This window comes from Phormidesmis sp. 146-12 (assembly GCF_052939495.1).
In genome coordinates, this window is sequence record NZ_JBJPHS010000087.1 from 1 (window position 1) to 26060 (window position 26060).

Consider the following 26060-nt stretch of genomic DNA (forward strand, 5'->3'; position numbering starts at 1 on the left):
CCCCAAAATTGGGGGACTTTGAACCTTGGGTTTCCCGCCGCTTTGGGGCAATTCGTCCCCTGATTCAGTAACACCGAAAATTCTTTCGTCAACTATCTTTTTTCACCGGAAGCTGTGCCACCCGAAACACAGCCTGATTGCGTCCTTTGTGCTTTGCCTCATACAACCCCGCATCAGCCGCGTTTACCAACATCTCAGGCGACAAACTCGCCTCCGGCACCAGACTCGCCACCCCCATACTCAGGGTCACAAACGGAGAAACCCGCGACCCCACATGATCTAATTGCAGCGCCTGTACCTCAAGCTGAATCGCCCTTGCCACCTGCAACGCTCCTTGAGCATCAGTATTGGGCAACAGCACCACAAACTCCTCTCCTCCATAGCGAGCCGCCAGATCCGTTGGTCGTTTTACCGCTTGCTGAATCGCATCTGCAACCCGCCGCAAACAGTCATCGCCCTTGGGATGCCCATAGGTATCGTTGTACCGCTTAAAGTAATCGACATCGCAGATGATCAGCGCCAGAGACCCTTGAGATCGCAGCGATCGTGACCATTCTCGCTCTAGCCACTCATTAAACGTGCGTCGGTTAGCCAATCGGGTCAACTCATCCTGACTCGACAAAATACTCAAACGCTGGGCCTCAGCCGCCGTCATCACCGTTGCGGATGTAAGAATCGCGATCGACGCAGGCACCACAGGCACCCACCAGCCCACAATCAGCAACCCATAGCTCAACGCAACCACTCCCGACATCAGCAATAGCGTGAAGGCAATTTTGTGGGGACGAGCAACCTGACGAGCGTTGATCCAAAACCCGACATAAGCAACCAGCACAATCAACAACCATTCCGCCCACTTGGGCAACACTTGCATCAGCGGTCGATCGTCTAAAACAGCGCTAATAATCTGACTGGTGACATTGGCATGAAGCTCAACACCCGACATTGGCTCAGGGCTGGAGCCAGACGCACTGCTATAGGACGTAAAAAACACATCCGAATCGCCAACTGAGGTATTGCCAATCATCACAATCCGATCTTTGAGCAATAGATCAGGAATGCGGTCTTCTAGAATGTCGATCGCCGAAATCATGCGAAATTTGCCCGTTCTCCCCCGTGGGTTGAGCAAAATTTGATAGCCTCCCGCATCTGCGTTGACATAGCCTCCATCGTGCTGCGTCAAGCTCGGAAAGGTGACAGTCTGTAGCTTGAGTACAGGAGATGGGAGATCTGGGTTGATGCCTTTAGCTTCTAGATAATTTAAGGCCAGCCGCAGCCCAAACGACTCGATCGCCGTCGGCCCCTCGGCACTAGGATAAAGCAACCCCCGCCGCACCCGTCCGTCAAAATCGACAACCACATCACTTGCAGAAATGCGATCGTCGTCAATCAACACCCGATTGCCTGCCACCGCCGCACCTTGCTGGTCACCGATAATTTTGGCAATGCCAATCAAGTTAGGAGTCGTTTTGAAGACTTGGAGCAGTTCGGGGTGTCCGGGTGGCGTGGGCAGGCTGCGAAAAAAGTCTAGACCGATGACGCGGGGCTGTTGCGCTCGAATTCGCTTCAGCAATTTAGCCATCACCTGGTCAGAAATTTGAGAACTGCCTAACGCGCGCAAATCCGTTTCGCCAAAGCCCACAATCACAATGCGATCGTCGTCCGGTTCAGGAGGTCTCAGTTGCAGGAGGCGATCGTAGGCGGCGAGTTCCCAGAGTTGGAAGATGCCCAGCGCCCGCAGCAAAACAATACAGCTTGCCGTGGTGATGCCTGAGAGCCAAAACGCTCGCGTCATGAAACTTTTTGACCCTCGATCGCTAACAGATGGACAACGGTGAGACTAACTGAGTGTAAGAGCATTGACGTGACGGTTTTTAAAGATACAGACGATTAGAGAAAAAACTTGATCAGAGCGAGTCACAACGTTTGTTTGGGTAGACCCAAAAGCCTAGTAAGAGTCAGCTTAATTATGGTTTGAAGGAAATTCTCAGCCAGGTCAGAAGCTGTGTGCTTTTTGAAGATTTAATATAAGGGGGATTACTGAGACTTCTAGATTAACAGTTTAGCGAAGAATTTAAAAGTAGCCAGACCAAACCAGCAACTCAATCCTTTATAATCATCCATACCTCGCAAACGACTTCAAGAATCCACCTTTTGCCCCAATGTTGTCAGAATAAAGCATCTCCAGCACAACGTGAAGAGACAGACTCAGCTATACGGATACTGGTTCGTAGCTTTTGCAATCAGTACAAAGACTTAGAAATTGAGATCGTTTTCTATCCGATCGTGCCCTCAATCACTCAGAAACTGCTGCTCTACTCCGAGTTAACCCATCAGTTAACCCATCAAAATATTCTCTACCGCTAACGAAATCTTTTGGTAGCACTTGCCACTCGCTGCTGAACCAACCACACATTTCTTAAAAAATCGCAACGCATGATCACTCAAAGTTGGGCAGTTTTTTTGCTTGGTTTGTGCATTTTTGGTTCGCTACCCCTAAAAACGCTGGCGCAGATCCAACCCGCGGCCGACGGTACACGCACGATCGTCACGCCCCAGGGCGACCAATTCAATATCAAGGGGGGTACTCAGACGGGGAATACCTTGTTTCATAGCTTCGATCGCTTCAATCTCACCGCTGATCAGGCTGCCATTTTTCGATCCGATCCGAGCATCCGCAACATTCTCAGTCGGGTGACCGGGGGCGATGCCTCAATCATTAATGGGCTGATTCAGATAACAGGCGGCAACGCTAACCTGTATTTGATGAATCCAGCGGGGGTGTTGTTTGGGGCGAGTGCTCGATTAGATGTGCCTGCTGCGTTTGGGGTGACGACTGCGAATGGGATTGGGTTTGGCAATGGGCGGTGGTTTTGGGCAACGGGAGCCAATGACTATGCTAGGTTGGGGGGCACTCCGATCGAGTTTGCCTTTCTCACACCGCAGTCGGGCAGCATTTTTAACGCAGGTCAACTCATTGTCAAACCGGGACAGTCGCTCACGCTACTAGGAGGCAGTGTTTTAAATACAGGAACTCTGAGTGCTCCAGGGGGTGACATTACGATCGCAGCCATTCCTGGAGAAGCGCGCGTCCGCATTAGTCAAGTGGGGAGTTTGCTGAGTGTAGAATTGCCGTTAGCCAATCAGGGAGAATCACCGCCCACAACACTGCCAAAATCGCTGCCTCAACTCCTCGCCGGAGGAGCGCTCAACGATGCCACCGGAGTGGTCATTGAGAATGGACTGATCAAGCTGACCAGTTCTCCCGCTTTGAGTCACCCGCAAGGAATCATTCTCCAGCCCGGAACAGCGATTATCAGCGGACAGGTTTTGACTCATTCCGCGACGGCCGGGCCCTCCCAGATCACCCTGCTGGGTGACAAAATTGCACTGGTCGATACCACCCTCAACGCTTCTGGAATAACGGGGGGAACAATTCGCATCGGAGGAGACTATCAGGGACAAGGAATACTGCCGCGATCGCAGTTTGTTTTTGGCAATGACAAGACGCAGATCAGCGCTGAGGGTCTCAATGGAGGCGGTACGATCGTCCTCTGGGCTGACCAGACAATGCGCTTTTATGGCACACTCACCGCACCGGGAGGGCAGGTCGAAACGTCTGGGAAAGAGCGCCTCGATATAACGGGTGCCCGCGTCCAGGCAAACACTTGGCTACTTGATCCTGCTGACATCAACATTGTGGCAGGTGGAACCGGAGCTTTCGCAGGCGGAATCTTTGATCCAGTCACGAATACCACGATCGATCCGACTACTATTGCAGTGGCGATCGACAACGGAACCAATGTCACGATTACAACCACTAGCGGAACGGGCGGCAACGGTGACATTACTTTGACGGACTCGATCAATCAAACGGGAGGCGGAACGGCTTCACTCTCGCTGATTGGACGACGTTTTTTGCAAAATGACAACGCTACAATTAATCTCAATAGCACAGGAAGTTTGTCGTTTAATCTCAATCAAGTTAATCCAGAAGCAACGCCGCCCACAAGCTCGATTCAATCTGCGATCGCCGCCATTGGCAACGTCTCCGGTAGTCGAACGATTAACCTCTCAGCAGGCAGCTATACCGGAAATACAACGATCAACGTGAATAAATCTGTACTCATTCGCGGAACCAATCGCTTGAACACTTCGATTAGCGGAGGAGGAACGGTTCGCATTCTACAAATTGCACCGGAAGCAGTCGTAGGCTTAAGTGATCTGACAATCACTGGAGGGAATGCGATAGCTGGATCAGGTGGCGGAATTTTGAACGCAGGTAATTTGATCATTAACAACAGCACGATTACTAACAATACCACCGGAGAAAGCGGCGGCGGCGTTTACAATGTAGGAGATTTGACGATTCGTAACGCCAACATTTCTAACAACACGGCAGCGATTCATGGCGGCGGTCTCGATACTTCTGAAGGCAACGCTACGGTGAACGACAGCACCTTTACCAATAACATCGCTGCCATTGACGGCGGCGGCATCAGAATCTCAGGATCAGAAGTCACGCTAACCATTACCAATAGCCAATTTTTGAACAACACAGCCGGATTTGGGGGCGCGATCGAAGCCTCCCTAAACAGCTTGACCACCATCACAGGCACCACGATCGACCGCAACACCGCAACGGTCAACGGTGGAGGCATTCAAAACGACGACCAAAGCACCCTGATTCTCACCAACAGCAGTCTCTCCAATAATCGTGCCGATCGCGATGGAGGCGGACTGTTTGGGCGAGGCAATTTTACGATCGTCAACAGCACCCTATCCAACAACACGGCTGCCCGTAATGGAGGCGGCATTGCTCGATCAAATCCATCCAACACGACCACCCTTCTCAACAGCACCATCGCCAGCAATCAAGCAGGACTGGAAGGCGGGGGAATTTATGCAGAACCGAATGCGACCGCGACCGTCCTTCGCAACACGATCGTCGCCACCAACGCCAACCCCAATTCGCCGGATGTTCGAGGCAACTTTAACGATCAGGGCAATAATTTAATCGGCATCACAAACGGCAGTACAGGCTTTACTCGCAGCCCGCTAGTCGGCACCGCCACCAACCCGATCGATCCCAAACTTGCCCCCTTGACCCAGAGCGGAACGGTACAAATTCGGGCGTTACAAGTGGGCAGTCCCGCGATCGATGCAGGCAGTAATCTCGATGCCCCTACAACCGATCAGCAAGGTTCAATCCGAATTGTCAGCGGCACGATCGACATCGGCGCAGTTGAGTCAAATTTTGCCGCCGATCCCGTCAGTCCCGATCCGATCAGTGCCCCAAAAATTAATCCGACTGATCTGACGATCGTGCCTCCAGCGCTGTCATCCCTTGCCCAGTTTTCTCAACCCAATCAGGGCATTATCCGTTTAGAGCAATCTTTAAACCGAGACTTTGAGCAATACTTTGGCTTGACGAATTCCTCTCCAGTGAGCACCGCAGACATTCAAAATACGCTGACTCAAGTACAGCAGCAAAAGGGCATTCGGACGGGCATTATTTACGCCATGTTTGTGCCGCGATCGACTCCCCCCGCGCCGCCCACAGGAGAACCTAAAGAGGGGGAGTCAATCTTCCCCCTGCTGCGCCCTCAAAAACGGGACGACGATCGTCTAGATTTGATTTTGATCACCGCCACAGGTCAAGCCATCCGCTATTCCACTACGGCTGATCGCGCGCAGGTCACTCAGCAGGCAAAACTCTTTCGACTGGCGGCTTCTGACGCAGAAGATCCCAATGGATATGTTGCCCTGTCCAAACAGCTTTATGGCTGGCTTTTACAACCTCTCGAACCTCAGTTAAAAAAAGCCCGCATTGTCAGTCTGATCTACTGCCTGGATGAAGGATTGCGAACCGTCCCGATCGCCGCCCTCTCTGACGAAACTGGCTTTGTCATTAGCCGCTACGCCGTCTCAGTCACCCCCAGCATGTCTTTAATCGATCGCAGACTGACCCAGCTAACCGGGCAAACCCTTTTGGCTATGGGAGCCGATCGCTTTCAGGCTCTCGACCCGCTTCCTGCTGTCCCCACCGAACTCAACCTCATCAGCCAACAGCTTTGGAGAGGCAAACGGTTTCTCAATCAAGACTTTACTTTGGCAACCCTGATCGCCCAAAAACAGCAGTTTAATCCTGGAATTTTGCACCTTGCCACCCATGCCCAATTCAACGCGGGTGCCCCCGATCGCTCCTACATTCAGCTTTGGGACACCCAGATTCGATTTAGCCAACTGCGATCGCTACAACTCGATAAGCCGCCGATCGATCTGCTGGTCTTGAGCGCTTGTGCCACTGCTGTCGGTAGCCCGGATGCCGAATTAGGATTTGCGGGATTGGCCGCCGCTTCGGGGGTGCGATCGATCCTCGGCAGCCTGTGGGATGTCTCTGATATCGGCACCCTCGCCCTGATGAGCGAATTTTATACCGAACTGAGAACTGCCCCCACCCGTGTCGAAGCCCTCCGCCGCGCACAACTGTCACTCCTCACGGGCAAAGTCCGAATCGAGAATGGTAGCCTGATTACATCCCAGGGTAAATTTTCGCTCCCAGCTAATCTGACTCCTGCTAAGACGATCGCCTTCATCCATCCTTTCTACTGGTCAGCCTTCACACTCGTTGGCAACCCGTGGTAAACCCTTAGATCTAACAAATCAGTTGAGGAAACTCATCTGGTCATGCCCCCGTCGCTGATCCCCAACCCTCCGGATTCTTGCCAAGAAACTTTGTAGAACTCAATCATGTGAGTTTGATGCCGTTAAGCCTTGATGTTTTGCGCTTTCTCCAGTCCCTGATCAAATCGGGAATCCAGGAGACTTCTCAGGAGACTTCTCAAAGGTGCAACCCTGGCAAAAACTCTGTCGGATTCACCTCAAATCGACGATCGATGCCCGGCTAAAAGTGTCCCCGCCTAAAGTGATTTCAGATCATTTGAGCCTCTCGGTCAATTCTAATGAGCTTTCTGCCAACTGCCCCCGTTGTGCCATTCTCCGATCGGAGCGTGACAGACGGGGTTTGTTGTTAAAGGGAGCATTAGAGCGCGACCTGTTTTAGACCCGTGAATCCCGTGTATTCCCATCGCACAGATACTCAGAACCATGTCAAACCTCAGATTGCTCCATGCCGTGACGTTGGCTGCGATCAGTTTCTGCTCGATCGTTGTCCTTCCGTCCGATCTCACGGTTCGTCCTTTAGAAATTGGCTCTCCCGCATCGGCTCAAACTCGTCGAGTCCGCTGGACACCCAATCGCAAGCTTGGCAGCGTTCGCAGTACCCTTTCTGGCGGCAGACGAGGACAGGAAATTGTCACTTGTAATAACAACTCCTCTAAGCCCACAGCTCTGACGCTGCTCGTTCCCGACACGGCCGAAGGACTGGTCACCACCGCCAGCAATCCCAGCTTTTTTTGGCACATTGAGACTCCCAAAACGGTGTCAATGAAGTTTGTGCTGTCTGATCCGGCTGTTGCCCAACCTGTCTTTGTCAAAGAGTTGCAGTCTACCAAGTCGGGCATTGTCCAGGTTGATCTTCCGACCAAAAAGCCGCTCAAGATTGGCACGCAATATCGTTGGACGGTCTTAGTCACCTGTAAAGCAGGCGGCACGAGTGAAATCTACGCCAGAAGCTTTATTCAACGGGTAAACAATCCCTTGCTACAGCGCCAAATTCGAGGCAAATCCAATCTCGAAAAAGCGGTCGCCTTTGCCGCCGATGGAATCTGGTACGATGCCCTGGATGCGCTGCTAGAGGCTTACCAAAAAGATCCCAAAAACGCCTATCTGCGATCGGAACTCAAGTCTCTCCTCACCCAGGTGGGCAGCAAACCGATTTTGCAAGTCGCCGATCGAGGACTCTAAAAGGATTGCTCATAAAACAAAGGCTAACGAATGCTAGTAGCTTCGCAAGTGCCTTCGGCAACGCGCCTAAAAGAACAAAGTCTGCCTTCGTAGACTAGACCGATTCAGGCTTTACTAATCGGCATTAATCCGCGAAACGATTTTGTTCTCGTCACTGCGGTTTGAACCGCCAAGCTTGACCAAATTGACGTTAAAAGAATTTCGGTCGATCGTCCCCTCGCTGTCTAGCATGAGAATGGACAATATGAGGCGGAACGATGGTGCGACTCAAAATTTGGCAATGGGCAGTGTTGGGGCTTCCGATCGCCCTGGTCTTTGGCTTTTTGCTCCTAAGTGCCGGATTTCAGATTCACGAGTGGGGTCTTAGCTGGATCTGGGCCGTCTTTGGGGTCGTCTTTGTAGGCTGGCGCTGGCTTTTGGTGAAATGGACACGTCCCGCCCTGGCTCAAGTCGAAGCGATCGTCACCGAACTGGCCGCCGAGCAAGCAGACATTCCCACCAGCGCTTCTGCCACCGTTTCGAGCCAGCAAGCCGATGCTGCACTGCAAAAAATCCTGCAAGAAACCCGCAGCGATCCGCCCCTCTGGGAAGACTGGAACATCTTCTGGCAGCGCTGTTTACAGCTTATTAGCGCGATCGCCCAAATCTACTACCCCCAGACCAAACAGCCCTTACTCAATATCTACATTCCCCAGGCCTATCGACTGCTACGCGGCACAGTGGATGATTTGGATCAGTGGATGCAGCGATTGGGGCCGGTTCTCAACCAAGTGACGATCGGACAAGCCTATCAAGCCTACGAAATCTACCAGAAGCTAGAACCCTCTGCCCGCAAAGTCTGGCGAGCCTGGAACTGGGCCCAATGGTTGCTCAACCCCGCCGCCGCCGTCGCCCGCACAGCCACCCAACGCACCAGCGATCGCGCCACCCAGGAGCTATTAGGCAACCTCAACCAACTGCTACGAGAAGCAGCCTTGAGAAACTTAAGCAGACAAGCGATCACACTCTATAGCGGCAGTGCCAGCCCCGGTCTAGAAACCGTCACCCCGGCTCAACCTGCTCTGCCAAAAGCCCAAACCCAAACGCTGCGCGAGATTCTCTCTCAAACCAAGTCACCCGAAGCAATCGCCCAACAGCCTGTCAATTTGCTGCTCGTCGGTCGCACCGGAGCCGGAAAAAGTAGCCTGATCAACACCCTGTTTGTCGAAGCTCAAGCTCAAGTGGATGCTCTACCCAGCACCGATCGCCTGCAAGATTATCGCTGGCAAACCTCCACCGGAGAGGCGCTAACCTTATGGGACACGCCTGGCTACGAGCAGATCAACCGGGGCGAATTGCGAGATCAGGTGATCGACCATGCCGCCCATGCAGATGTGGTGTTGCTGCTTACGCCCGCGCTTGATCCGGCTTTGCAAATGGATCTCGACTTTCTCAAAGATCTCAAAGCTGAAGTCAAAGATTTACCGACTCTGGCGATCGTCACCCAGGTCGATCGATTGCGGCCGATTCGGGAGTGGCAGCCTCCTTATGACTGGCGATCGGGCGATCGTCCCAAAGAAATCTCCATTCGAGAGGCGACGGAGTATCGATCGGGCGTGTTTCAGGAAACCTGTTCGCTGGTGTTGCCATTGGTGACGGGGGGCGATCGTCGTCAGGCTTGGGGAGTCGAAGCGTTGTCGGTCGCGCTGTTGGATCTGATCGATCCCGCCAAACAGTTGCGGCTGGCCCGATTTTTGAGAAATTTGGATGCCCGGACAATCGCCGCTGCCCGATTGATCGATCGCTATACCTTCCAGATGACCACCACGCAGGGGTTGGCCGCTTTTCTCAAAAGTCCTATTCTCAGCTTTATTTCCACGCTCACGACAGGTTCACCCAGTTTGGCGCTGATGCTGGCTGAGAAGATTCCGATCGAGCAGTTGCCTGTTGTGATTGGCAAACTTCAACTTGCTTACGAGTTGTTTAATCTGCTGACCGCTCAAGAACTCAATCCGCCGACCTTTGATCTGATGTCCTTTTGGGGGTTGTTGCTAGAAAACTCTGCATCGCCCGACAAAAACGCCTGGGCTTTTGGTCACGCTCTAACGGAATATTGGACGCAGCCACTCACTCCAGACCAGCTTCAGGCTCGATTTGAGTACTATTTGCAAGTGGCACAGACCACCTAGAGACTGAAAGTCCCCCAGAATTGGCAGGTTGGGAGCACAAGCACCAATAGCGAAGCGAAAAAACGGCATCAAATTCACAGTCTCGAATCCACATTAATGAGAAGAGAGATTGCTTTTCTTTACCTTTAATGGACGATCGCTCGACTCCTGGGCTGCACCAAAATGCTATAAAAGGTTGCGTGACAGAGCGGCTGATTTGGGCAAACTAAGTTTTAGCCGTCGGATAGTCACCTTAAACAAACTCTTAGATTGATGAAATAGGTAGTATTTAGCATGACGATCGAGCAACTTCAGCCCGCCCCGATGCAGCAAGTCGGAGTTTACGTTCCTTACTATCCCCAGGCTAGTAAGAAGCAACTTCTACCCTATGCGATTAGCCTCTACCAAAAAGGCGCATTAGAAGGTCAGCGAAAAATTGAGGGGGCTGAAAGCATCCCATTTATTGCAACCTGGAATGTGTCTACGCTTCCGGCTGACCTCTGTCGCTGTCGTCTGCAATTTGATGGCAACGCTGAATTGAGCTACGAAATCATGATGGCCAATTTTGAGTTTGTCGATTTCTTGATCGAAGTTGTGATGAATTTTCGCCGCACTCGTCTGGCCGATTTTTCTCAATCCTTTTATCGCAAGCTGCTTAAGCTAGAAGACTAACTTCATCAATTTATGATTTGCGCTGTAGGAGTGTGATTTTTTTTGCTTTTGCAGCAATCTTTATACGTAGAATTCCCTCTTATAAATTTAAAATAAGCAGGAAGCGATCTCTGTGAGTTACCCACAAGGGGTCGCTCATTCTTCAGGGATCATCGCCGCGTCCTTTTTACAATTCAGCATGACGATCGAGCAGTTACAGCCTGCTTCTATTCAGCAAGTAGGGCTTTATTTGCCTTACTACCCAGTTAACAAAAAGAAAGTCTTGCCCGATGCCCTTTCGCTACACCAGACGGGAGCGATCGAAGGCAAACGCAACATCGAAGGAGCCTCAGACATTCCCTTTATCGCTACCTGGAATGTCTCACCTTTACCTGCGGATCTGTGTCTCTGTCGGATTCAGTTTGATGGCAAAGCCGAATTGAGCTACGAGATCACAATGGAAAACTTCAAATTTGTTGATTTTTTGATCGAGGTGCTGATGCAATACAGACAAAGCAATGGGCAGATTACAGACTTTTCGCGATCGTTTTACCGCAAGCTCCTGCGCTTTGAAGATTAAGCTCTGATGAAAGGGCTTTTTGAGGCTGTTTTTTTGTGATAGATTTTTGCAATCCAAACATTGTGTCCCCTCAATGAAACCGCCAGCGTTGAGAATCAGGTTCGACAAAACGGTGCGCTTTACCCACAGCCCCCTTGCGATCGCGAGTTTGACTTTTCTCAGCTTGATTTTGACACAGGTTTCTTCTTCCCAATCCCAGGGTGCACCTCCAAAACCACAAGCCAGCGCTGCGCTAGAACAGGGATTTGTTTCGCGATCGCAGGGGGATGCGGTCAATGCTTACGCCGCCTTTGAGCAAGCAATCCGGCTGTCTCCAAACTATGCCGAAGCTTATGTAGCCAAAGCTGGTCTTTTGTTTAAGCAGGGCCGCTCGATCGAAGCGATCGCCGCCTACGACCAAGCCCTCAACTTGAACCCCAACCTCGTCGCTGCCTATCTAGGAAAAGGACAAGCCCTGGCCCGACAAGGCAAACGCAACGAAGCCAGAGAACTTTTAAGATCCGCCGAAGGCACCTTCCAATCTAAGGGCGACACTCAGCAAGCAAAAATCATTCGGCATTTACTGCCAAAGCTTTAAGGCGAATTCAATGAAAACGCACCAGTGAGACAGGCGACTTCTGAGAAGTTCGACGAAGTTTTTTCGCTGCGGTATTCAGCACTTCTGCCCGCAAGCTGCCAATTTTGGAGGATCTTCGCCCAGATTTTGGCTTCTTTCATCCTTCATCCCTCCAAAGCGGGTAGTTCTTCCAGGATCATGAATCGGACGTGATTGAGCGCCAGATCACCGATCGACAAATCAAACAAATCACCCACCGGAACACCGCCACTTCTCAGCGACTCAAATGTGATCCCTTTGCCGATTTCTGCATGAAACCAGGGCAACCCCATAAAAAAGCGAGTGGGATAAGGGCCGCGATCGATAATATCGTCCGGGTTTGACTCCATTGGCAGCCAGCCAAATCCAGGCACGTAAAACTCAATCCACACATGGTTATAGTCTGGTTCTAGAGGAATGCGCTGACGTTCGGGGTAGGGCGGACATTTGTAGCGGCCCACCGTCCGGCAGGCAATGCCATTGAGTCGAGCCAGTGCCAGCAAAACGCCCACATATTCGCCACAGGAACCAACGCCCCGCTCAATTACAACATCTGGAGAATCAATGTGAGGCTTGATCCCATAAGAGAGGCGATCGTAGACGTAGTTGCGAATTTTGAGAATCTTCCGCAGCAGGTTGGTTTCGGTGCCGATCGCTTCTTTGGCCGCCGCTTGAATAATGGGCGTGTCCATTGCTAGTTCGTCATCGTCGATCAGATACTGGGCTTGATATTCAGGCGGGAGATCGGGCGCTTTGTAAACATCTTCTGGCGAGAGTTGGTACTTGATCCCGCGCACTTCTAGCAGCGCTTTCCAGCCAAAAATGTGGCGTTCGTCAGACTTGAGCGAGTCAAACTTAAAGACGGCGACCCGCTGACCCGCCTGAACTTCTTCGGTAAAGGGAATGCCGATCGCTTCGACCGATCGCACCGTTTGCCGATGAGTTTCTGCGGGGAGCGCAATTCGCCATTCCAGATCTTCCAGGCTCACTTCGTCAAGCGGCAGTAATTCTTCGACATAAGACATCTCGACCAGATAGCCATTTGACAGCGCGTATCGACCTTGTTTGTCGTAGCGAAACTGAAGCGGATGAATGAACGTGCGATCGCGATAGGCCAATTCGTGGCTGGGATCTTCGTTGGGATTGTCTCGAATGTAAACCTCTTCGCTGGCGTAGGAGACAAATAAAATCGGGTTTCCAGTCGTGGGATCAGTGACAAACGCCAATCCAGTCGGACTTTCAAACGGGGTCAATACGCTGAAGTTGAGTTCTCCGGTGGCGCGATCGAGACAATACACCGTCTGCTCAGTGCGATCGCACAGCCAGAGTTCTTCATCGCGCACAGTCAGATTCGTCGCACCCACTCCAGGTAGCGGAAACTGGGTGATCTTGAGTTTGGTGTCTCGCTGGTAGATCGAGATGTAGCCCAGCTTTTGAGAAGTCACGTAGACGGTAGACTGCCAAACGCCCACCCCATCGACGGCATAAGGCAACGTGACAAACAATCGAGGTGTGAGATCGTCAAAGCTGCAAAAGTAGACGCTATTTTCTAACGCAAACCAGATGGTGTCCTCCGCAACCGCCAACCCAGTCGCATCAACAAATTGCTCAGTATTACAAGCGTTGACGATCGTCGTATTGTCGGTAGCCGGATCAATCTGCGTCAAAAAACCGCGAATAGAATCGATTGCCAACAGTCGATCGCGCCAGACGGCCAATCCATTGAGGGCGTAAACAGCGATCGGGCGAATCGTTCTCATCGGGATCGAGTGAGGAGCGGTATGAGGAGGGAACTGGTCGTGAGAGATGCCGAGATTAAGCATCGGAATTTAATGTAATCCGTAAATACGAATGATCATAAACATAACTGTCAATTGATCAATGTATCTAGAGAGGCGCTCTGCAAAAATAGCATGGTTAGAAAAATTAAGTTTGTGCGCGATCGCCCATTCTCCAGCCTCAAAAGCAAAAGGAATCATCAGGAATCATTTAGGTTGTGCCTTTAGATAGACTTCACCTTTAGAGAAGCCCTCTATGCTAAGAAGTGTAAAGCTAAGAAATGTGAAGCCCACAGGAGCATTCCCATGAAATCTACCACTAGCACCGATTTACCTCCCGTTTCGACTGCATACAACGGCAAAGACCGTAACGCTTTTCTGTTTGGTTGGAGTCCTCAAGCCGAGCTTTGGAACGGTCGCCTGGCAATGATTGGCTTTTTGGCTTACCTGGTCTGGGATCTGGCTGGTTTTAGTGTGGTGCGTGACGTGTTGAACCTGGTTAAGTAGTCCGTTGGCAAACGTGGATTAACAGTCAGTCAAAAAGTGGGAATGGTTTGCAGAAAGCAGGCTGTTCCTATTTTTTTGACGACTTTAGAAAGATAAGGCTAGCAAATGCTGTTAAGTGCCTTCGGCAACGCACCCATGAGAACGAATGCCTTTTCTGGGACGTTTTTGACTCAAAAATTTAAAGCAGATCTCTACCTTTAGTGGGATAGTTCAAAATGGTGAGATTGACAAATCCTGGAGAAGGTTATGGCTCAGATTATTGCGTTGGCAGCCTTTGTTGCCCTGGTCGGTGGGGCGATTTTTGGCTATTCGCGCTTTGAGAAAAAGAATAAGCAAGCGCAAGTAGTCGAGCGAGTTCAGACTTCTTTGCCCCCATCTCTGCCACCAGCCCTGCCAGTTGCGACGGTTGAGAAGCCGCAATCGTCCTATCAGTCGCCACCGATCGCCGACCCGTGGGAAGTCGAAGAAACGGTCTCAGACCCAACTCCCGAACCGATGATCGAAGCAGAAGAAAGCCGTCGATCGTCTGTTGAAGACATCAGTTTGCCTCCAGCGATTCACGATCCGCGCCGTCCTCAAAGTGCCAGCTTAGAGAATGTCAGCCAGGAGGTTTTGGCCTGGGGTCGCTCAAAACAACTCAAACATTTGCCCAAATTGATTCAATACACTCGACATTCGAGTCCTGTGATTCGCGGATATGCAGCAATGGCGATCGGCGAAATTGTCTCTCCCCACAGGGTCACAACCGAGGTAGAAAAAGTGATCCCAATTTTAGGCAAGCTGACTCAGGATTCTAGTATGCAGGTGAGACTGTTTGCTATCAAAGCGTTAGGCTCGATTCAGTCAGAAAAAGGGTTGCCCTATCTGCAAAAGGCGCTAGTAAGTTCGTCGGGCAGTGTGATGCAAGCCGCCAACGCCGCCATTCAAAAGTTAAAGCTCAACTATGGAATTGTGGCCGTCAAGCCAATCAGGAAGATTCATAAGTAACGAATTTGCGAGCTTTCATCCCTCATCCCTCATCCCTCATCCCTCATCCCTAATTATCCTCTCGCCCATTTCCCATCTCGCCTAGAGCCGCGACGATCGCTTCAGCTTCTCCACTAATGCGCCACAGCGTACGGCTGGACTCTTTGCTAACGAGTTCGTACTCTCCTTTAAAAGCCTCGATCAGACTGGGAATCGCCGACTTAGCCTCTGGGCCAATACAACCCAGCGCATAGGCTGCCACCCAGCGAACCTGCCAATCTTCATCTTTGAGTGCCGCCGTCAACGCGGGAATGGCCCCTCTCGCGGTCGCATTAAAACTAGCCAACACCCAGGCCGCCGTACTGCGGACATAAGCAGGCTTTGATTCTAAAGCACCAATCAACGCAGGAATGGCCATCGTGCCCAACTTGCCCAAACTCGCGATCGCTTCTCCACTCACCCGGCGATCGTCATCTCGCAACCGTTCGATTAGGGCTGGAATGGCAGTTCTCGCTTCGGGGCCGATTTGTCCGATCGCTCTCGCCACTTCTCGCCGAATTCGCCAGTCTCGGTCTTGAAATTCTCGAATCAGAGCAGGCAAAACCGCTTTGGTCGCTGGCCCCAGTTCTCCCAATTCACGAATGGCATCCAGTCTCAGCAGCGTGTCCCCGGTTGAGAGTTGAGGAGCAAGACGGCGCATTCGCTGGTCAACCTGAGCTTTTCGCAGGGTTTCGGCACTCAGCCCGACTCGTTTGCCCAATTCTTCTAACACATAGTCGGGCACGTCAGTTTCTTCGGCGCGCGTCAAACAACAATCTCGCATCGCTAATAGGAAGCCCTGAATGCTTTCGGGGGCACCGGGCATCGAGTCCGCCAGCAGCAGCCAGTCGTCCCAGAGGGGTTTTTGGTTGGTGTAAAGCTCGACTAAATGTAAGGCTGCGAGACATTCGGCCAACGGATCAAGGGCAAAACAGATCTGATCCTGAGCGGGCCCGATCGCCTGAATCACCCGCAGTCGTTTTTCTAGGTGTTTGAGTCGCGCTTTGACCGCTTCACTATCGGCACCTGTAGCGGCTTCCAGTTCTGCCAGAATGGTATCTCGCTTGGCAGGCGCGGGATGGTAGTACTGTTTCAAGCATTCCCAGGCGATAATTTTGGCATCTTCATGAACGGTGAGATTGTCAGGTTCGTCTGGCGTGGCATCCCGATTTAACTCATTTAAATAACTGAGCATCAGATCGGGGATGTTATCTGGCAGATTTTCTTCGGCAACGTCTTCTTTTTTGGCGATCATCTGCTCGGCGTAGAGCTTGGCCAACAGAACGGTGATGTTGCGCTGACCGACCATTTTGGACAGTTGGCTACAAGCATCAAAATATTCAGAATCGGTGAATAGTTCTCGTTTGCTGCGTTGAGTTAGATAGGCTTCTAAAAAGGAAGATAGGCGGTTGCCCTCGATGCGAAGTGGTTTGATTGTGGTCTTGGGCACTTCGTCCAGGGTTTCTTCGACTCGTGACGTAACAATCAGCGCATTTGCCGGAAAGTCAGGATGACCGGGGCGAATCTGTTCGCGGGTGGCTTCGCTGAGTTCGGAGAGGCGATCGACAATCACCACAATTCTGCGTTGCCGGAGCAGCCGTTCGAGAAACTCGTCAGATAGAGGATCAGAGGCATCGATCAAGGCTTGCAGTTGGCCCCGAATCGCCTCCCGAAAAGGATTTTTATCATCCGGCAGCTTAAAATCTAATTCTTGCTCGATCAACACGGGCAACATGCGATGACGACAGAGCCGCGACGTTTTATCATCCGCCATTGCCCACTTGGCCAAATGACAGGCCAGACTGGTTTTGCCAATGCCGCCTTCTCCCCAAATCAAGAGGCACTGCCGCCCATCCCAAAAGGTCGTGTGCAAATCGTGACTGGCCAGTTCAGCAACGGTATTGCCATCCAACACGACAGGAATCGGAATGTAAACCTTACGATCGCTCACCGTATTTTTGTGGGCAAACGCTTCTCGCGCTACGTCGATCTGCTGACGAACCCAGGCATCCAAAACCCTTGGGTGATAGTGAAACCAGCCGACAAATAACACAAACCGCAGGGGAACTTTGACGCTGCCGCCCAGCGGACTGGGAATCTCAAAATCGGTGTAGGGCTTGAGGGCGTTGTTGAGTTTGAGCAGCCATAAGGGACGCGCTAAAAGGACGATCGCCCACAGAGACGGCATGGTCATGAGATAGAGTAAAATGCTCGCGATCGCAGGATTAGACTGTCCCCATTCAAACACTCGTTCAAACAGCCGCGACTCTTTCTCATTTTTGAGCACGCTAAGCGATCGCCGCACCGCCGCCAGCACTTCTTCGCTAAATCCTGCCTGGACATCTTCAAGAACGGGCAACGCTTTTTCGAGATTGGTGTAAGCGTCGGATAGCTCTGTCGTGTTGAGCGATCGGGCTTTATCTTGCAAAACGCCTGCAATGCGAGTCAGAGCGGCCGCCGTACTCAAGCGCACTGCCGGATTCTCATCTTTGAGCGCTTTCACCAATTCAGGTAGGGCAGACTTTGCTTCTAGTCCAATTTTGCCCAAAGCGGCCGCCGCATACTGACGCACATCTTTATCTAAGTCCGACAGCGCGGTGGTCAATTCGGGAGTTGCTGACTTTGCTTCAGACCCAATTTTACCCAGGGTCAAGGCCGCAAATGATCGCGTGTCTCGATCGCTGTGTCGCAATGCTCTCGTCAATTCTGGTACGGCTGCCCCCGCGTCTAGGCCAATACTTCCTAGGGCGGTAATCGCTTTGAGTCGAATATCTTTATCGCCATCGGTGAGCAACTGAGCGAGGATTTTGACCGATCCCTTAGATTCTGACCCCAGCTTGCCTAGCGTGACGATCGCCCCCACTTGGACTTCTTTTTGAGGGTCAGAGAGGGCCTGCGTCAGATCAGGAACGGCCAATTTTGCGTCTGCTCCCAGGTTAGAGAGCGCGTAGATCACTTTGAGCCGCACCGCCAGTTTAGAATCGTTGAGTGTCGCCACCAGGGCCGGAACCGCTGACTTAGAAGCTTTGCCAATTTTTCCGAGAGCAGTCGCCGCCTCGCCTCGAATCTGGGGATCTGAGTCCGACAAAGCCACTGTCAAATCGGGTACCGCAGAACTGGCCACACTGCCAATTTCCGCCAGCGCCTTGATCGCCTTGACCCGAATGGACAGATTACGCTCTCTTCGAGTTACCCGCGAGGGGTCGCGCACCAATTCTGCCAGCATCGAGACCGCAGATTTTGCTTCGGCCCCCATTTCGCCCAGAATCTGAATCGCAAACAATCGCACTTTTGGCTTTTCTTGAGGATTTTGAGCCACTTTCAGCAGGGCTGGAATTGCTGAAACTCCCAGGCGTTTGAGCGAGGCCACTCCATCTGGAGACTGGCGATCGGCCAGTTTGCTAAGTTGGGACGATGAAATCTCAGTCGCGTCGAGGCGATCGAGTCCTTGGGTAGGATGAAGCCCGATCGACAGACACAAAAGGCTCAAGATCAGAAGAAAGTTTTGTCGGGTGCGCGTAGCCATGCCAGAACGCCTGCAAAAATGGGTAATCAATGCAGGGGTGCCGTAAAAAGATTGGGGGTGCGATCGCGTCTAAGTGAAACCTTTAAGTGAAACCTTTAAAGGCTATCTGCGTAAAATCTAGTAGAAATTTCCTACGATGACTGCGATCGGTAATACTTGGCAACCCTGATACCGTAATTGTTCCCCAGTAGTTTTGCCAGATCGCGGCCAACTTCATGAAATTCTTTTAAATGTGGTGCAGCGTTCCTGAATGGATACTGCCGGGTTCTAATGGCAAAAACAGCGTAAACACTTCACCTTGTTCGGGTCGCTGTCTGACAATCAGCTTGCCGCCCAATGCTTGAAACAGATTCTTGGTTACCGTTAAATTGAGACTCAAACTGCCCGTTTCTGGCTGAAACATCAACACCTGACCCAGCGACTTGAGCAGGGGTTTGTAGTGTCCTCGCGTTTTGGCCTCGTGATGTTCAGTTGGACTCATTTGAGACTGAAGCTGTAATTTAAGCTGATCCCCCGCCAGCGTCACCTCGACTTGAATACAACTTCCGGAGGGCAAACTGCGCGCCGATCGATCGATCAAACTCGTCAAAGCCTGATCTAACATCGTCGGATCACTCACCACAGGCGGCATCTGTTGCGGCAAAATCACTTCTAGCGTCAGATTGCGCTGACTGGCTTGCTTTTGCCATCGAGGAATGCTCTGCTGCAACACTTCGGTTAGAGAAGTCGGAGTCAGGGAAGTTGATTCGAGTTTTGTCGCCGACGTTTCTAACTCAACGGCTCGAAAGATCAGCCCAAACCGATCGATTTGTTCACTACACTCGCGATCGATCATTTCTAACCGCTTGATCACATCGGGCAGCAAGTCTCGCCGTTTGAGCAGCGATCGGGTCAGCGTGCGAATCGTCGTCAAGGGCGTTCTGACTTCGTGAGCGATCGCTTGCAGCAGTTCGACATCAAGGCTTTGGGGAGACGACAAAATCGCGGACGTAGTAGAGGCCGACCTAGCGCGTCGGCGTGTTCTCTGTAAGGCGATTCCGATCTGTTCTTCTCTGAGTTGAGATTCTTTGGAGTCTTCGATATCGGGAAGGTGGGCAAGCAGTTGATGGCTAAACTGAGTCACCAGTCGATAGTCAGGCGCGATCGGCGGAAACTGCTGAAACAACCGATCCAACCGTCCGACCTGATACGCATTCATCAACACCACTCGCAGGCGCAACGTTTGCCAAACCCGCTCCACACAGTCAGGGTCAAACGAAAACGAAAACTGAGGATTGCCGTCAGCATCTTCGCCCAGCACCATCGCCAGACTAAAGCGATCGGTCAGGGCAAAACAAAACTGCTCCGCCGCCAGCGGATCTCCGGGCAACAGCGACAACGTAGGATTGGTTTCACAAGGCGATGGCTCACCCAAAGCAGGCGGCAACTGAAACGGCAACCCCATCAACGTCGCCATCGGATCAGACGTAAAAGACCAGGTTGCGTAGTTTGCCAACAACTCAGGCTGACCCAAAACAGGCAACGGCCCAGCCAGGATCACCCCTTTGACTTGAGAATCTTCTGACATTGCCTGCTGATTTTGTTGCAGCAAGACTTCTAAAGCGGCGATCGCGCCAAACCATTCCCGCTCGGCTCTAACTCGCTGTTGAGCTACCGAGAGCTTTTTGGGAGACGGCGCTAAAAGCTGATCACCCGTTGTTGGCGAAGTCAAAATCTCACTGAGAGTTGGTAAAATCCACTCGTGCATAATCCGTTCAATACATTCGACCGCTACCTGACTACGAGCGTATCTAGATTTGAGCACGATCGGTGAGTGTAGAACCGTACCGATCGAGGTGCAATGTCCGCCTTTTGAAAGATTAGCAGCGAATTCGAGTTTCTATTGATGTACGGCTAACTGTCGAAGCGAAGACGTAAAAAGCTAGACAGAATGAGGATAGATGTTTTGGTAATCAAAAAGCTGAATGGACTGGCAAGAAATTTCTGGCAATTGGGTTTTAGTCCCGGCGCGACCTGTGGCGATCGTTCACTTTTTGGGCGGCGCATTTGTGGCCACTGCTCCCCATCTCACCTACCGCCGCCTATTGGAATATTTGGCAACCCAGGGCTATGCGATCGTCGCTACTCCCTTTGTCAATACGTTTGATCATGCTGAGATTGCCCGATCAGTGTTCAAAAGCTTCAACATAGCGCTAGAAGTGTTGCAAACTCGCATCCTCAACCGTTACCTTCCGATTTACGGCATGGGACACAGCATGGGCTGCAAGCTGCACTTATTAATCGGCAGTCTGTTTTCGGTAGAGCGATCGGGCAATATTTTGATCTCCTACAATAATTTCTCCGCCAAGGAAGCCGTTCCTTTAGTTGATCAATTTTCCACTGTTTTCCCGGTCGAGTTCACTCCGTCACCGCTTGAGACGCATCGAATGATTGGCGATCGCTACCAAGTCCGACGCAATTTGCTGGTGAAATTTTCTAACGATACGATCGACCAGTCCGTTCCGCTATCCAACATTCTAGAAAAGCGCTTTCCTGGCATGAACTCGCTCAGAACGCTCAACGGCAGTCATGTAACCCCTCTAGGACAAGATATGAAATGGCAAGCAGGAAAAGACTTCACACCCTTTGACGCGATCGCTCAGTGGATGCGCCAAGAAGTCTACCGCGAACTCGCCCAACTCGAAAAAACCATTCTCCTGTGGCTCAACCCGTTCTCTTAAGGGATGAGGGATGAACCAAGATAAAGTTGCGGAGTTAAAAGGTTGAGCTTGAAAATGTTTGGTGAAATTTTTGGGATTTTGAGCAAGCTCTATCAGCATTTCATCCCTCATCCCTCATCCCTCATCCCTTCTTTCACCCTCATCCCTGTCCCTCGTCTTATGGTAAGATTTGCGCGTCCAAATACAAGAAATCATACATGACGCTGACACACTCTGAGATTGGGGTCGCTACGCTGGGGTTAATGGATGTCGATGCCGTTCAAAAAGCGCTGAATCGATCGAGAGCCTCAGTCTACCGTTATGCTAACACCAATCCCGACGAAGCAAATCCGCCCTACGATCCTAAAAAGCTGAACGCAGAACTGCGAGAGAGTCCCAACGATATTTTGCTGTTTCACCCCAACGAAGTGGCGCGGTTTGCAAAAGATGTCTTGAGAATTAAACAGGTGACGATCGAAGTCCAAGAACCCCAGTCCAACGCCACTCAAGAACTGCTGCAAGCCATCTTGACCGAGTTGCAACACATTCATCAAACCCTTAAAGCGCGATCGTGACCTTAAGTTGCGTCTGAGTTGCTTAAGTTGCGATTGTTAACCAAAAGTAAAAATCCCTCCAAATCCCGTTAGAATTATTTATACGAGTGAAAGATTTCTCTCTAATTTTGGGCTAAATGATGAAAGCTGCGCGTTTTCTGACGTTAGTCTAGTTGAGTTGGTTTAAATAATTTATGCAATCTGGTAGTCCGCCTACCACTCCATCAGGACACCCTACTCACACAATGGCAAATATTATTGGGACGGCGATCGCCTTGCTCACGTTGATCCTCCCAATTTTGATGATTGGTCACTACACACCCAGTAGTTCACCCACCATTCAACCCACTCCTGTCGCTGACGTGAAATAGCTTCCGCTTCAAAGTCTTGCAGCATTTCATTCAGATCCGGCAAAATAGATAGACCTTACCCGAATGATCCGTGCAATCGCTATGATCAAGGGAAGTGTTATTTATATTGTTCTGGGGCTGGATCAATGACATCGTATGCAACCTCGACTGCCAGGGCCGACATGAGCGAACTGCGGCGTTTAAAGACGTTGCTGCCGCCCGAATTGCAGAGTTGGGTGACGATCGAAGTCACAACTGCCGTCAATCCGACGCTGATTACCAGTGAAGAAATCGGCCGGGACGAAGTTGAAATCCAAATCGACATGCCGAAATGGGATCAACTGGCGATCGACCAGCGAAATCTTCTGTTTTGGCACGAGGTCGCTCGGATTCAGGCCGACACCATCCCCAAAGATGGCTGGGAAATGGCGGCTCTGGCGATCGGTCTTGGTGGCGCGGTTGGCGAACTGTGGGTACAAGATGCCTTGCTGCTGATTTTGGCCCTGGGACTGTCTGGGGTAGCTGGCTTTCGTCTCTATCAGAAAAACAATAGTGAGCGTAACCTGCAAGAATCCGCCGATGCTGACGAACGGGCGATCGCGCTCGCGACTCGATTTGGCTACACCTTGCCCAACGCCTACAAAAGTTTGGGAAGTGCTCTCAAAACGCTAATCGACCAGACTCCCAAAAAGCGGCTCCGCAGCAAGTATGAAGCTCGTCTCAATGCGCTGAAGAAAAGTGCAGCCAAGGCAAAAGCTAAGATGAAATCTTCGGCTCCTAACGACTTTGAGTAGAGTTTGCGACCGAATCTAAACCTTTTTGGAAAAGAGAATGGGTAGCGGACGATTAAGGCGATACTTAAAAGCCTACTAACCTGTTGCCCATTTTTCTGATTAGGTGAGCGTATGGCTTTTAAGATTAGTGCCCTCAAATTACCCATTTTGAGAGTCGGGTCTACGGGGGCCGCTGTTGGCGCGTGGCAGCGTTTTTTACAAGATTTGAACTTTCCGATCGGCGGGATCGACAACAGTTTTGGCCAGGCGACCGATCGCGTGACTCGTGACTTTCAGAAGAAAAACGGTCTGACCGCAGATGGCATTGTCGGGGCCGGAAGTTATAGTAAGGCGCTGGCTCAAGGGTTTATCTATCGCGTCGCAAACCTGACCCCAGCCATGTTGCTGGACTACCTTAACTATGGGCCGTCTGAAGTCAGGGATCTGCAAACCAGCTTGAATGCGATCGGTCGGCTCAATCCTGCTCTGAGTGCGGATGGTGACTTTGGGGCGAGAAGCGCTAAGGGGTTGTCAGAGGCGTACAAAATTCTGGATGTGGGGTTTCGATCGCGGCTAGAGCAGCAGCTTTCGACGGCCACGAAACAAAAATTGGGCAGCGATTTTACGCCTAGGTTGGAGATTTTGACGGAGTATGCGAGACGGCTGCGCGCTCGATTGAGTGGGGCCCAGTGGGTGAGATTTTTCCCGGCGAGTCGGTCGATCGATGATCTGGCCTCTCCGTTTCGGCAGCGGGTGCAATCATTTGAAAAGGCGCTCAGAGATGCGGGGGCGACGATCGAGATCACCAACACGTATCGACCTCCAGAGCGGGCGTATCTGATGCACTATTCTGTGTCGATCAACAATCGGGATATTGCACCTGAATCTGTGCCAATCATGAGTGGGGTAGATATTGATTGGGTGCACTACACCAACGCGGGATCGCTACAGGCTGCGCGGCAAATGGTGGAGGCGTATGGGATTGGGAGCAATCCGGCGGCGCTGCGATCGCGTCACACTCAAGCGCTGGCGATCGATTGGCTGATTGATTGGCAGGGTAATTTGAATATCAGAAACGGGTCGGGCAGAACGGTGAGCATTGGTGCGCCTCGCAATGGGAATGACAGTCCTCAGCTCTGGACGGTGGGTGCATCCTATGGAGTTTACAAACTGGAATATGATCCGCCGCACTGGTCGGTGGATGGGTTTTAACGTGAATTCGATGAAATCTTTCGCTGCGATTATAGATCCAGGCAGCCCCCTAAATCCCCCATTCTGGGGGACTTTGAACATTTTGAAACATCTTCTGACGGGGGGTGGAGGTGAGGGATCGGAAGGGCGATCGCTTCAGGTATAAAAATTTTTGCCACTTTGCGGGGAGGCAGGGTGGGAGCGGTTATTCTGAATGGGAGTAAAATGCTGCGATCGCTCTTATGTCTGACGTTTTCATTTCTTACTCTCGCAAGGATAAGGTCTTTGTCGAAAGGTTGCATGAGGCTTTGTTGGCTGACCAGCGTGAAACCTGGGTGGATTGGCAGGATATTCCGCTGACGGCTGACTGGTGGCATGAGATTGAGCGGGGGATCGAGGGGACGAATACGTTTGTGTTTGTGATCAGTCCTGATTCGATCGCCTCTTCGATTTGTCGGGATGAGATTGATCATGCGGTCAAGCACAATAAGCGGGTGGTGCCGATCGTGCGTCGGGATGGGTTTGAGATGGCAAAGATGCATCCGGTGTTGAAGAAGCACAATTGGCTGCCTTTTCGGGAGACGGATGAGTTCGATCGCGGGTTTCGGGATTTGGTGGGGGCGATCGAGATGGATCTGGGGTATGTGCGATCGCATACGCGCTTGACGGAACGGGCGGTGGAGTGGGAGGACAAGCAGCGCAATGAGAGTTTTTTGCTGCGGGGCACTGATTTGGAGGATGCGGAGCAGTGGTTGACGCAGGGGGCGAGTAAGCAGCCTCAGCCGACGGAGCTTCAGGGGGAATATATTGGGGCGAGTCGGAGGGCGGAGACGGCGCGGCAACGGGCAGAGGCAAAAAAGCAGCGGGTGTTTGTGGCGATCGTGGGAGGGTTGGCGATCGCAGCGACGGGAACTGCCGTTTTTGCGTTTCAGCAGCAGCAGGTAGCGAACGATCAGAAGAAAGAGGCGATCGCTCAAAAAAAGGAGGCGCAAAATCAGAGTGAACGGGCTGAACAAGAGAAGCAAAATGCTCAGACTGAGAAGGGTAATGCAGTAAAGTCATTGAAGCTGGCGGAGACGGCGCAAAAATTGGCAGAGCGACGATCGCAGGAAGCAAAAGCGGCGTTGGCGAGGGCAGAAACGGCGCGTAAGAATGAATCGCAGCAGCGACAGTTGGCACAACAGCGACAGCAACAGGCGGAGGTGGCGCAGAAATCGGAGGCAGAGCAGAAGGCAAGGGCGCTGGCATCAAAGGAGTTGGCAGATCAGAAGACGGTGGAGGCGAAACAGCAGCGAGATAATGCTGAGACGCAGACACAGAAGGCTCTGGTGGCAACTGCCTTAGCAGAGAGAGGCCGCAAAAATGCTGAACTGAATGCCCAAAGTCTGACTGCGCTCAATTTCTCTGCGTCTAACTTGACGCTAGAAGCGCTGGCGGAGGGCTTGAAGGCGGGACACAAGCTGAAACAGTGGGAAAAAGACCTGGATGGTGAGGCACCGATGCGAGTAAAGGCTGCTCTGCAACAGGTGGTCTATCGCATCAATGAACGCAATCGATTAGAAGGGCACAGCGATGCTGTCCGCAGTGTGAGTTTTAGCCCGGATGGACAGACGGTCGTCTCTGGGAGTCATGACGGCACGGTGAAGCTATGGGATAGGCAGGGACGGGAGTTGCAGACGCTCAAAGGGCATAGCAGTTCTGTCCTCAGCGTGAGTTTCAGCCCGGATGGACAGACGATCGCTTCTGGGAGTCATGACGGCACGGTGAAGCTATGGGATAGGCAGGGACGGGAGTTGCAGACGCTCAAAGGGCACAGCAGTTATGTCAACAGCGTA

General features: G+C 51.7%; 20 protein-coding genes. 15 read left to right on the forward strand and 5 right to left on the reverse strand.

What is annotated here, in order from left to right:
- Window positions 1–88: 88 nt before the first annotated feature.
- Window positions 89–1795, reverse strand: coding sequence for a CHASE2 domain-containing protein (locus ACKFKF_RS26450; RefSeq protein WP_446870398.1), 1707 nt, complete (start codon window positions 1793–1795; stop codon window positions 89–91).
- Window positions 1796–2436: 641 nt separating this feature from the next.
- On the opposite strand from ACKFKF_RS26450, the gene ACKFKF_RS26455 reads away from it, so the two are divergent.
- From ACKFKF_RS26455 to ACKFKF_RS26485, 7 genes are all read left to right on the forward strand, one after another.
- Entirely contained in the window at window positions 2437–6648 is a 4212-nt protein-coding gene (locus ACKFKF_RS26455; protein ID WP_446870399.1) for a CHAT domain-containing protein, read from the forward strand.
- A gap of 202 nt (window positions 6649–6850) precedes the next feature.
- On the forward strand, window positions 6851–7066 hold the full coding sequence (locus ACKFKF_RS26460; protein WP_446870400.1) for a hypothetical protein: 216 nt from the start codon (window positions 6851–6853) through the stop codon (window positions 7064–7066).
- Window positions 7067–7110: 44 nt separating this feature from the next.
- Window positions 7111–7869, forward strand: a complete 759-nt coding sequence (locus ACKFKF_RS26465) for a DUF928 domain-containing protein (protein ID WP_446858189.1) — start codon at window positions 7111–7113, stop codon at window positions 7867–7869.
- A 257-nt stretch (window positions 7870–8126) separates the two neighbouring features.
- Window positions 8127–10037, forward strand: a complete 1911-nt coding sequence (locus ACKFKF_RS26470) for a GTPase (protein WP_446870401.1) — start codon at window positions 8127–8129, stop codon at window positions 10035–10037.
- A gap of 273 nt (window positions 10038–10310) precedes the next feature.
- Window positions 10311–10688, forward strand: coding sequence for a type IV pilus biogenesis protein EbsA (ebsA, locus tag ACKFKF_RS26475; RefSeq protein ID WP_446858187.1), 378 nt, complete (start codon window positions 10311–10313; stop codon window positions 10686–10688).
- Between the two features lie 112 nt (window positions 10689–10800).
- A complete protein-coding gene (gene ebsA / locus ACKFKF_RS26480) occupies window positions 10801–11247 on the forward strand; it encodes a type IV pilus biogenesis protein EbsA (RefSeq protein WP_446870402.1) in 447 nt (148 codons plus the stop codon).
- Between the two features lie 73 nt (window positions 11248–11320).
- Entirely contained in the window at window positions 11321–11824 is a 504-nt protein-coding gene (locus ACKFKF_RS26485) for a tetratricopeptide repeat protein (protein ID WP_446870403.1), read from the forward strand.
- On the opposite strand, the gene ACKFKF_RS26490 is transcribed toward ACKFKF_RS26485, so the two are convergent.
- Together ACKFKF_RS26490 and ACKFKF_RS26495 are read right to left on the reverse strand one after the other, a co-directional pair.
- Window positions 11821–11964 carry a hypothetical protein gene (locus ACKFKF_RS26490; protein WP_446870404.1) on the reverse strand — a complete coding sequence of 48 codons (144 nt, stop codon included), beginning with the start codon at window positions 11962–11964 and terminating at the stop codon, window positions 11821–11823. The genes ACKFKF_RS26485 and ACKFKF_RS26490 overlap by 4 nt on opposite strands.
- A 3-nt stretch (window positions 11965–11967) precedes the next feature.
- Window positions 11968–13602, reverse strand: coding sequence for a transglutaminase domain-containing protein (locus tag ACKFKF_RS26495; RefSeq protein ID WP_446870405.1), 1635 nt, complete (start codon window positions 13600–13602; stop codon window positions 11968–11970).
- Between the two features lie 324 nt (window positions 13603–13926).
- Here ACKFKF_RS26495 and ACKFKF_RS26500 point away from each other — a divergent pair, with 324 nt between their 5' ends.
- Window positions 13927–14127, forward strand: a complete 201-nt coding sequence (locus ACKFKF_RS26500; RefSeq protein ID WP_446870406.1) for a chlorophyll a/b-binding protein — start codon at window positions 13927–13929, stop codon at window positions 14125–14127.
- A 246-nt stretch (window positions 14128–14373) separates the two neighbouring features.
- Window positions 14374–15114: a HEAT repeat domain-containing protein gene (locus ACKFKF_RS26505; protein WP_446870407.1), complete on the forward strand. Its 741-nt coding sequence runs from the start codon at window positions 14374–14376 to the stop codon at window positions 15112–15114.
- Between the two features lie 49 nt (window positions 15115–15163).
- Here ACKFKF_RS26505 and ACKFKF_RS26510 read toward each other — a convergent pair whose 3' ends face one another.
- Window positions 15164–18658 (reverse strand): HEAT repeat domain-containing protein, encoded by a 3495-nt coding sequence (locus tag ACKFKF_RS26510; protein WP_446870408.1) that lies wholly within the window; start codon window positions 18656–18658, stop codon window positions 15164–15166.
- Between the two features lie 226 nt (window positions 18659–18884).
- Window positions 18885–20462: a sensor histidine kinase gene (locus ACKFKF_RS26515; protein ID WP_446870409.1), complete on the reverse strand. Its 1578-nt coding sequence runs from the start codon at window positions 20460–20462 to the stop codon at window positions 18885–18887.
- A gap of 160 nt (window positions 20463–20622) precedes the next feature.
- On the opposite strand from ACKFKF_RS26515, the gene ACKFKF_RS26520 reads away from it, so the two are divergent.
- From ACKFKF_RS26520 to ACKFKF_RS26545, 6 genes are all read left to right on the forward strand, one after another.
- The gene (locus ACKFKF_RS26520; RefSeq protein ID WP_446870410.1) at window positions 20623–21378 is read left to right on the forward strand and encodes a DUF1350 family protein; all 756 of its coding nucleotides are present in this window, start codon (window positions 20623–20625) and stop codon (window positions 21376–21378) included.
- A 197-nt stretch (window positions 21379–21575) separates the two neighbouring features.
- Window positions 21576–21932 (forward strand): resolvase, encoded by a 357-nt coding sequence (locus ACKFKF_RS26525; RefSeq protein ID WP_446858178.1) that lies wholly within the window; start codon window positions 21576–21578, stop codon window positions 21930–21932.
- 173 nt (window positions 21933–22105) lie between these two features.
- Window positions 22106–22282, forward strand: coding sequence for a hypothetical protein (locus ACKFKF_RS26530; protein WP_446858177.1), 177 nt, complete (start codon window positions 22106–22108; stop codon window positions 22280–22282).
- A gap of 125 nt (window positions 22283–22407) precedes the next feature.
- On the forward strand, window positions 22408–23055 hold the full coding sequence (locus ACKFKF_RS26535) for a DUF3318 domain-containing protein (RefSeq protein WP_446858176.1): 648 nt from the start codon (window positions 22408–22410) through the stop codon (window positions 23053–23055).
- Window positions 23056–23166: 111 nt separating this feature from the next.
- Window positions 23167–24246, forward strand: a complete 1080-nt coding sequence (locus ACKFKF_RS26540) for a peptidoglycan-binding domain-containing protein (protein WP_446870411.1) — start codon at window positions 23167–23169, stop codon at window positions 24244–24246.
- 221 nt (window positions 24247–24467) lie between these two features.
- Window positions 24468–26060: TIR domain-containing protein (locus ACKFKF_RS26545; RefSeq protein WP_446870412.1), on the forward strand; the 1593-nt coding region annotated here is incomplete at its 3' end.

What these genes read in the sequence shown, in the direction of transcription:
- ACKFKF_RS26520 (WP_446870410.1), top strand. Translation starts at nt 20,623, where the DNA reads ATGGACTGGCAAGAAATTTCTGGCAATTGGGTTTTAGTCCCGGCGCGA.
- ACKFKF_RS26530 (WP_446858177.1), top strand. Translation starts at nt 22,106, where the DNA reads ATGCAATCTGGTAGTCCGCCTACCACTCCATCAGGACACCCTACTCAC.
- ACKFKF_RS26540 (WP_446870411.1), top strand. Translation starts at nt 23,167, where the DNA reads ATGGCTTTTAAGATTAGTGCCCTCAAATTACCCATTTTGAGAGTCGGG.
- ACKFKF_RS26500 (WP_446870406.1), top strand. Translation starts at nt 13,927, where the DNA reads ATGAAATCTACCACTAGCACCGATTTACCTCCCGTTTCGACTGCATAC.
- ACKFKF_RS26450 (WP_446870398.1), bottom strand. Translation starts at nt 1,795, where the DNA reads ATGACGCGAGCGTTTTGGCTCTCAGGCATCACCACGGCAAGCTGTATT.
- ACKFKF_RS26470 (WP_446870401.1), top strand. Translation starts at nt 8,127, where the DNA reads ATGGTGCGACTCAAAATTTGGCAATGGGCAGTGTTGGGGCTTCCGATC.
- ACKFKF_RS26505 (WP_446870407.1), top strand. Translation starts at nt 14,374, where the DNA reads ATGGCTCAGATTATTGCGTTGGCAGCCTTTGTTGCCCTGGTCGGTGGG.
- ebsA (WP_446858187.1), top strand. Translation starts at nt 10,311, where the DNA reads ATGACGATCGAGCAACTTCAGCCCGCCCCGATGCAGCAAGTCGGAGTT.
- ACKFKF_RS26525 (WP_446858178.1), top strand. Translation starts at nt 21,576, where the DNA reads ATGACGCTGACACACTCTGAGATTGGGGTCGCTACGCTGGGGTTAATG.
- ACKFKF_RS26535 (WP_446858176.1), top strand. Translation starts at nt 22,408, where the DNA reads ATGACATCGTATGCAACCTCGACTGCCAGGGCCGACATGAGCGAACTG.
- ACKFKF_RS26490 (WP_446870404.1), bottom strand. Translation starts at nt 11,964, where the DNA reads ATGAAAGAAGCCAAAATCTGGGCGAAGATCCTCCAAAATTGGCAGCTT.
- ACKFKF_RS26455 (WP_446870399.1), top strand. Translation starts at nt 2,437, where the DNA reads ATGATCACTCAAAGTTGGGCAGTTTTTTTGCTTGGTTTGTGCATTTTT.
- ACKFKF_RS26465 (WP_446858189.1), top strand. Translation starts at nt 7,111, where the DNA reads ATGTCAAACCTCAGATTGCTCCATGCCGTGACGTTGGCTGCGATCAGT.
- ACKFKF_RS26510 (WP_446870408.1), bottom strand. Translation starts at nt 18,658, where the DNA reads ATGGCTACGCGCACCCGACAAAACTTTCTTCTGATCTTGAGCCTTTTG.
- ACKFKF_RS26485 (WP_446870403.1), top strand. Translation starts at nt 11,321, where the DNA reads ATGAAACCGCCAGCGTTGAGAATCAGGTTCGACAAAACGGTGCGCTTT.
- ACKFKF_RS26495 (WP_446870405.1), bottom strand. Translation starts at nt 13,602, where the DNA reads ATGAGAACGATTCGCCCGATCGCTGTTTACGCCCTCAATGGATTGGCC.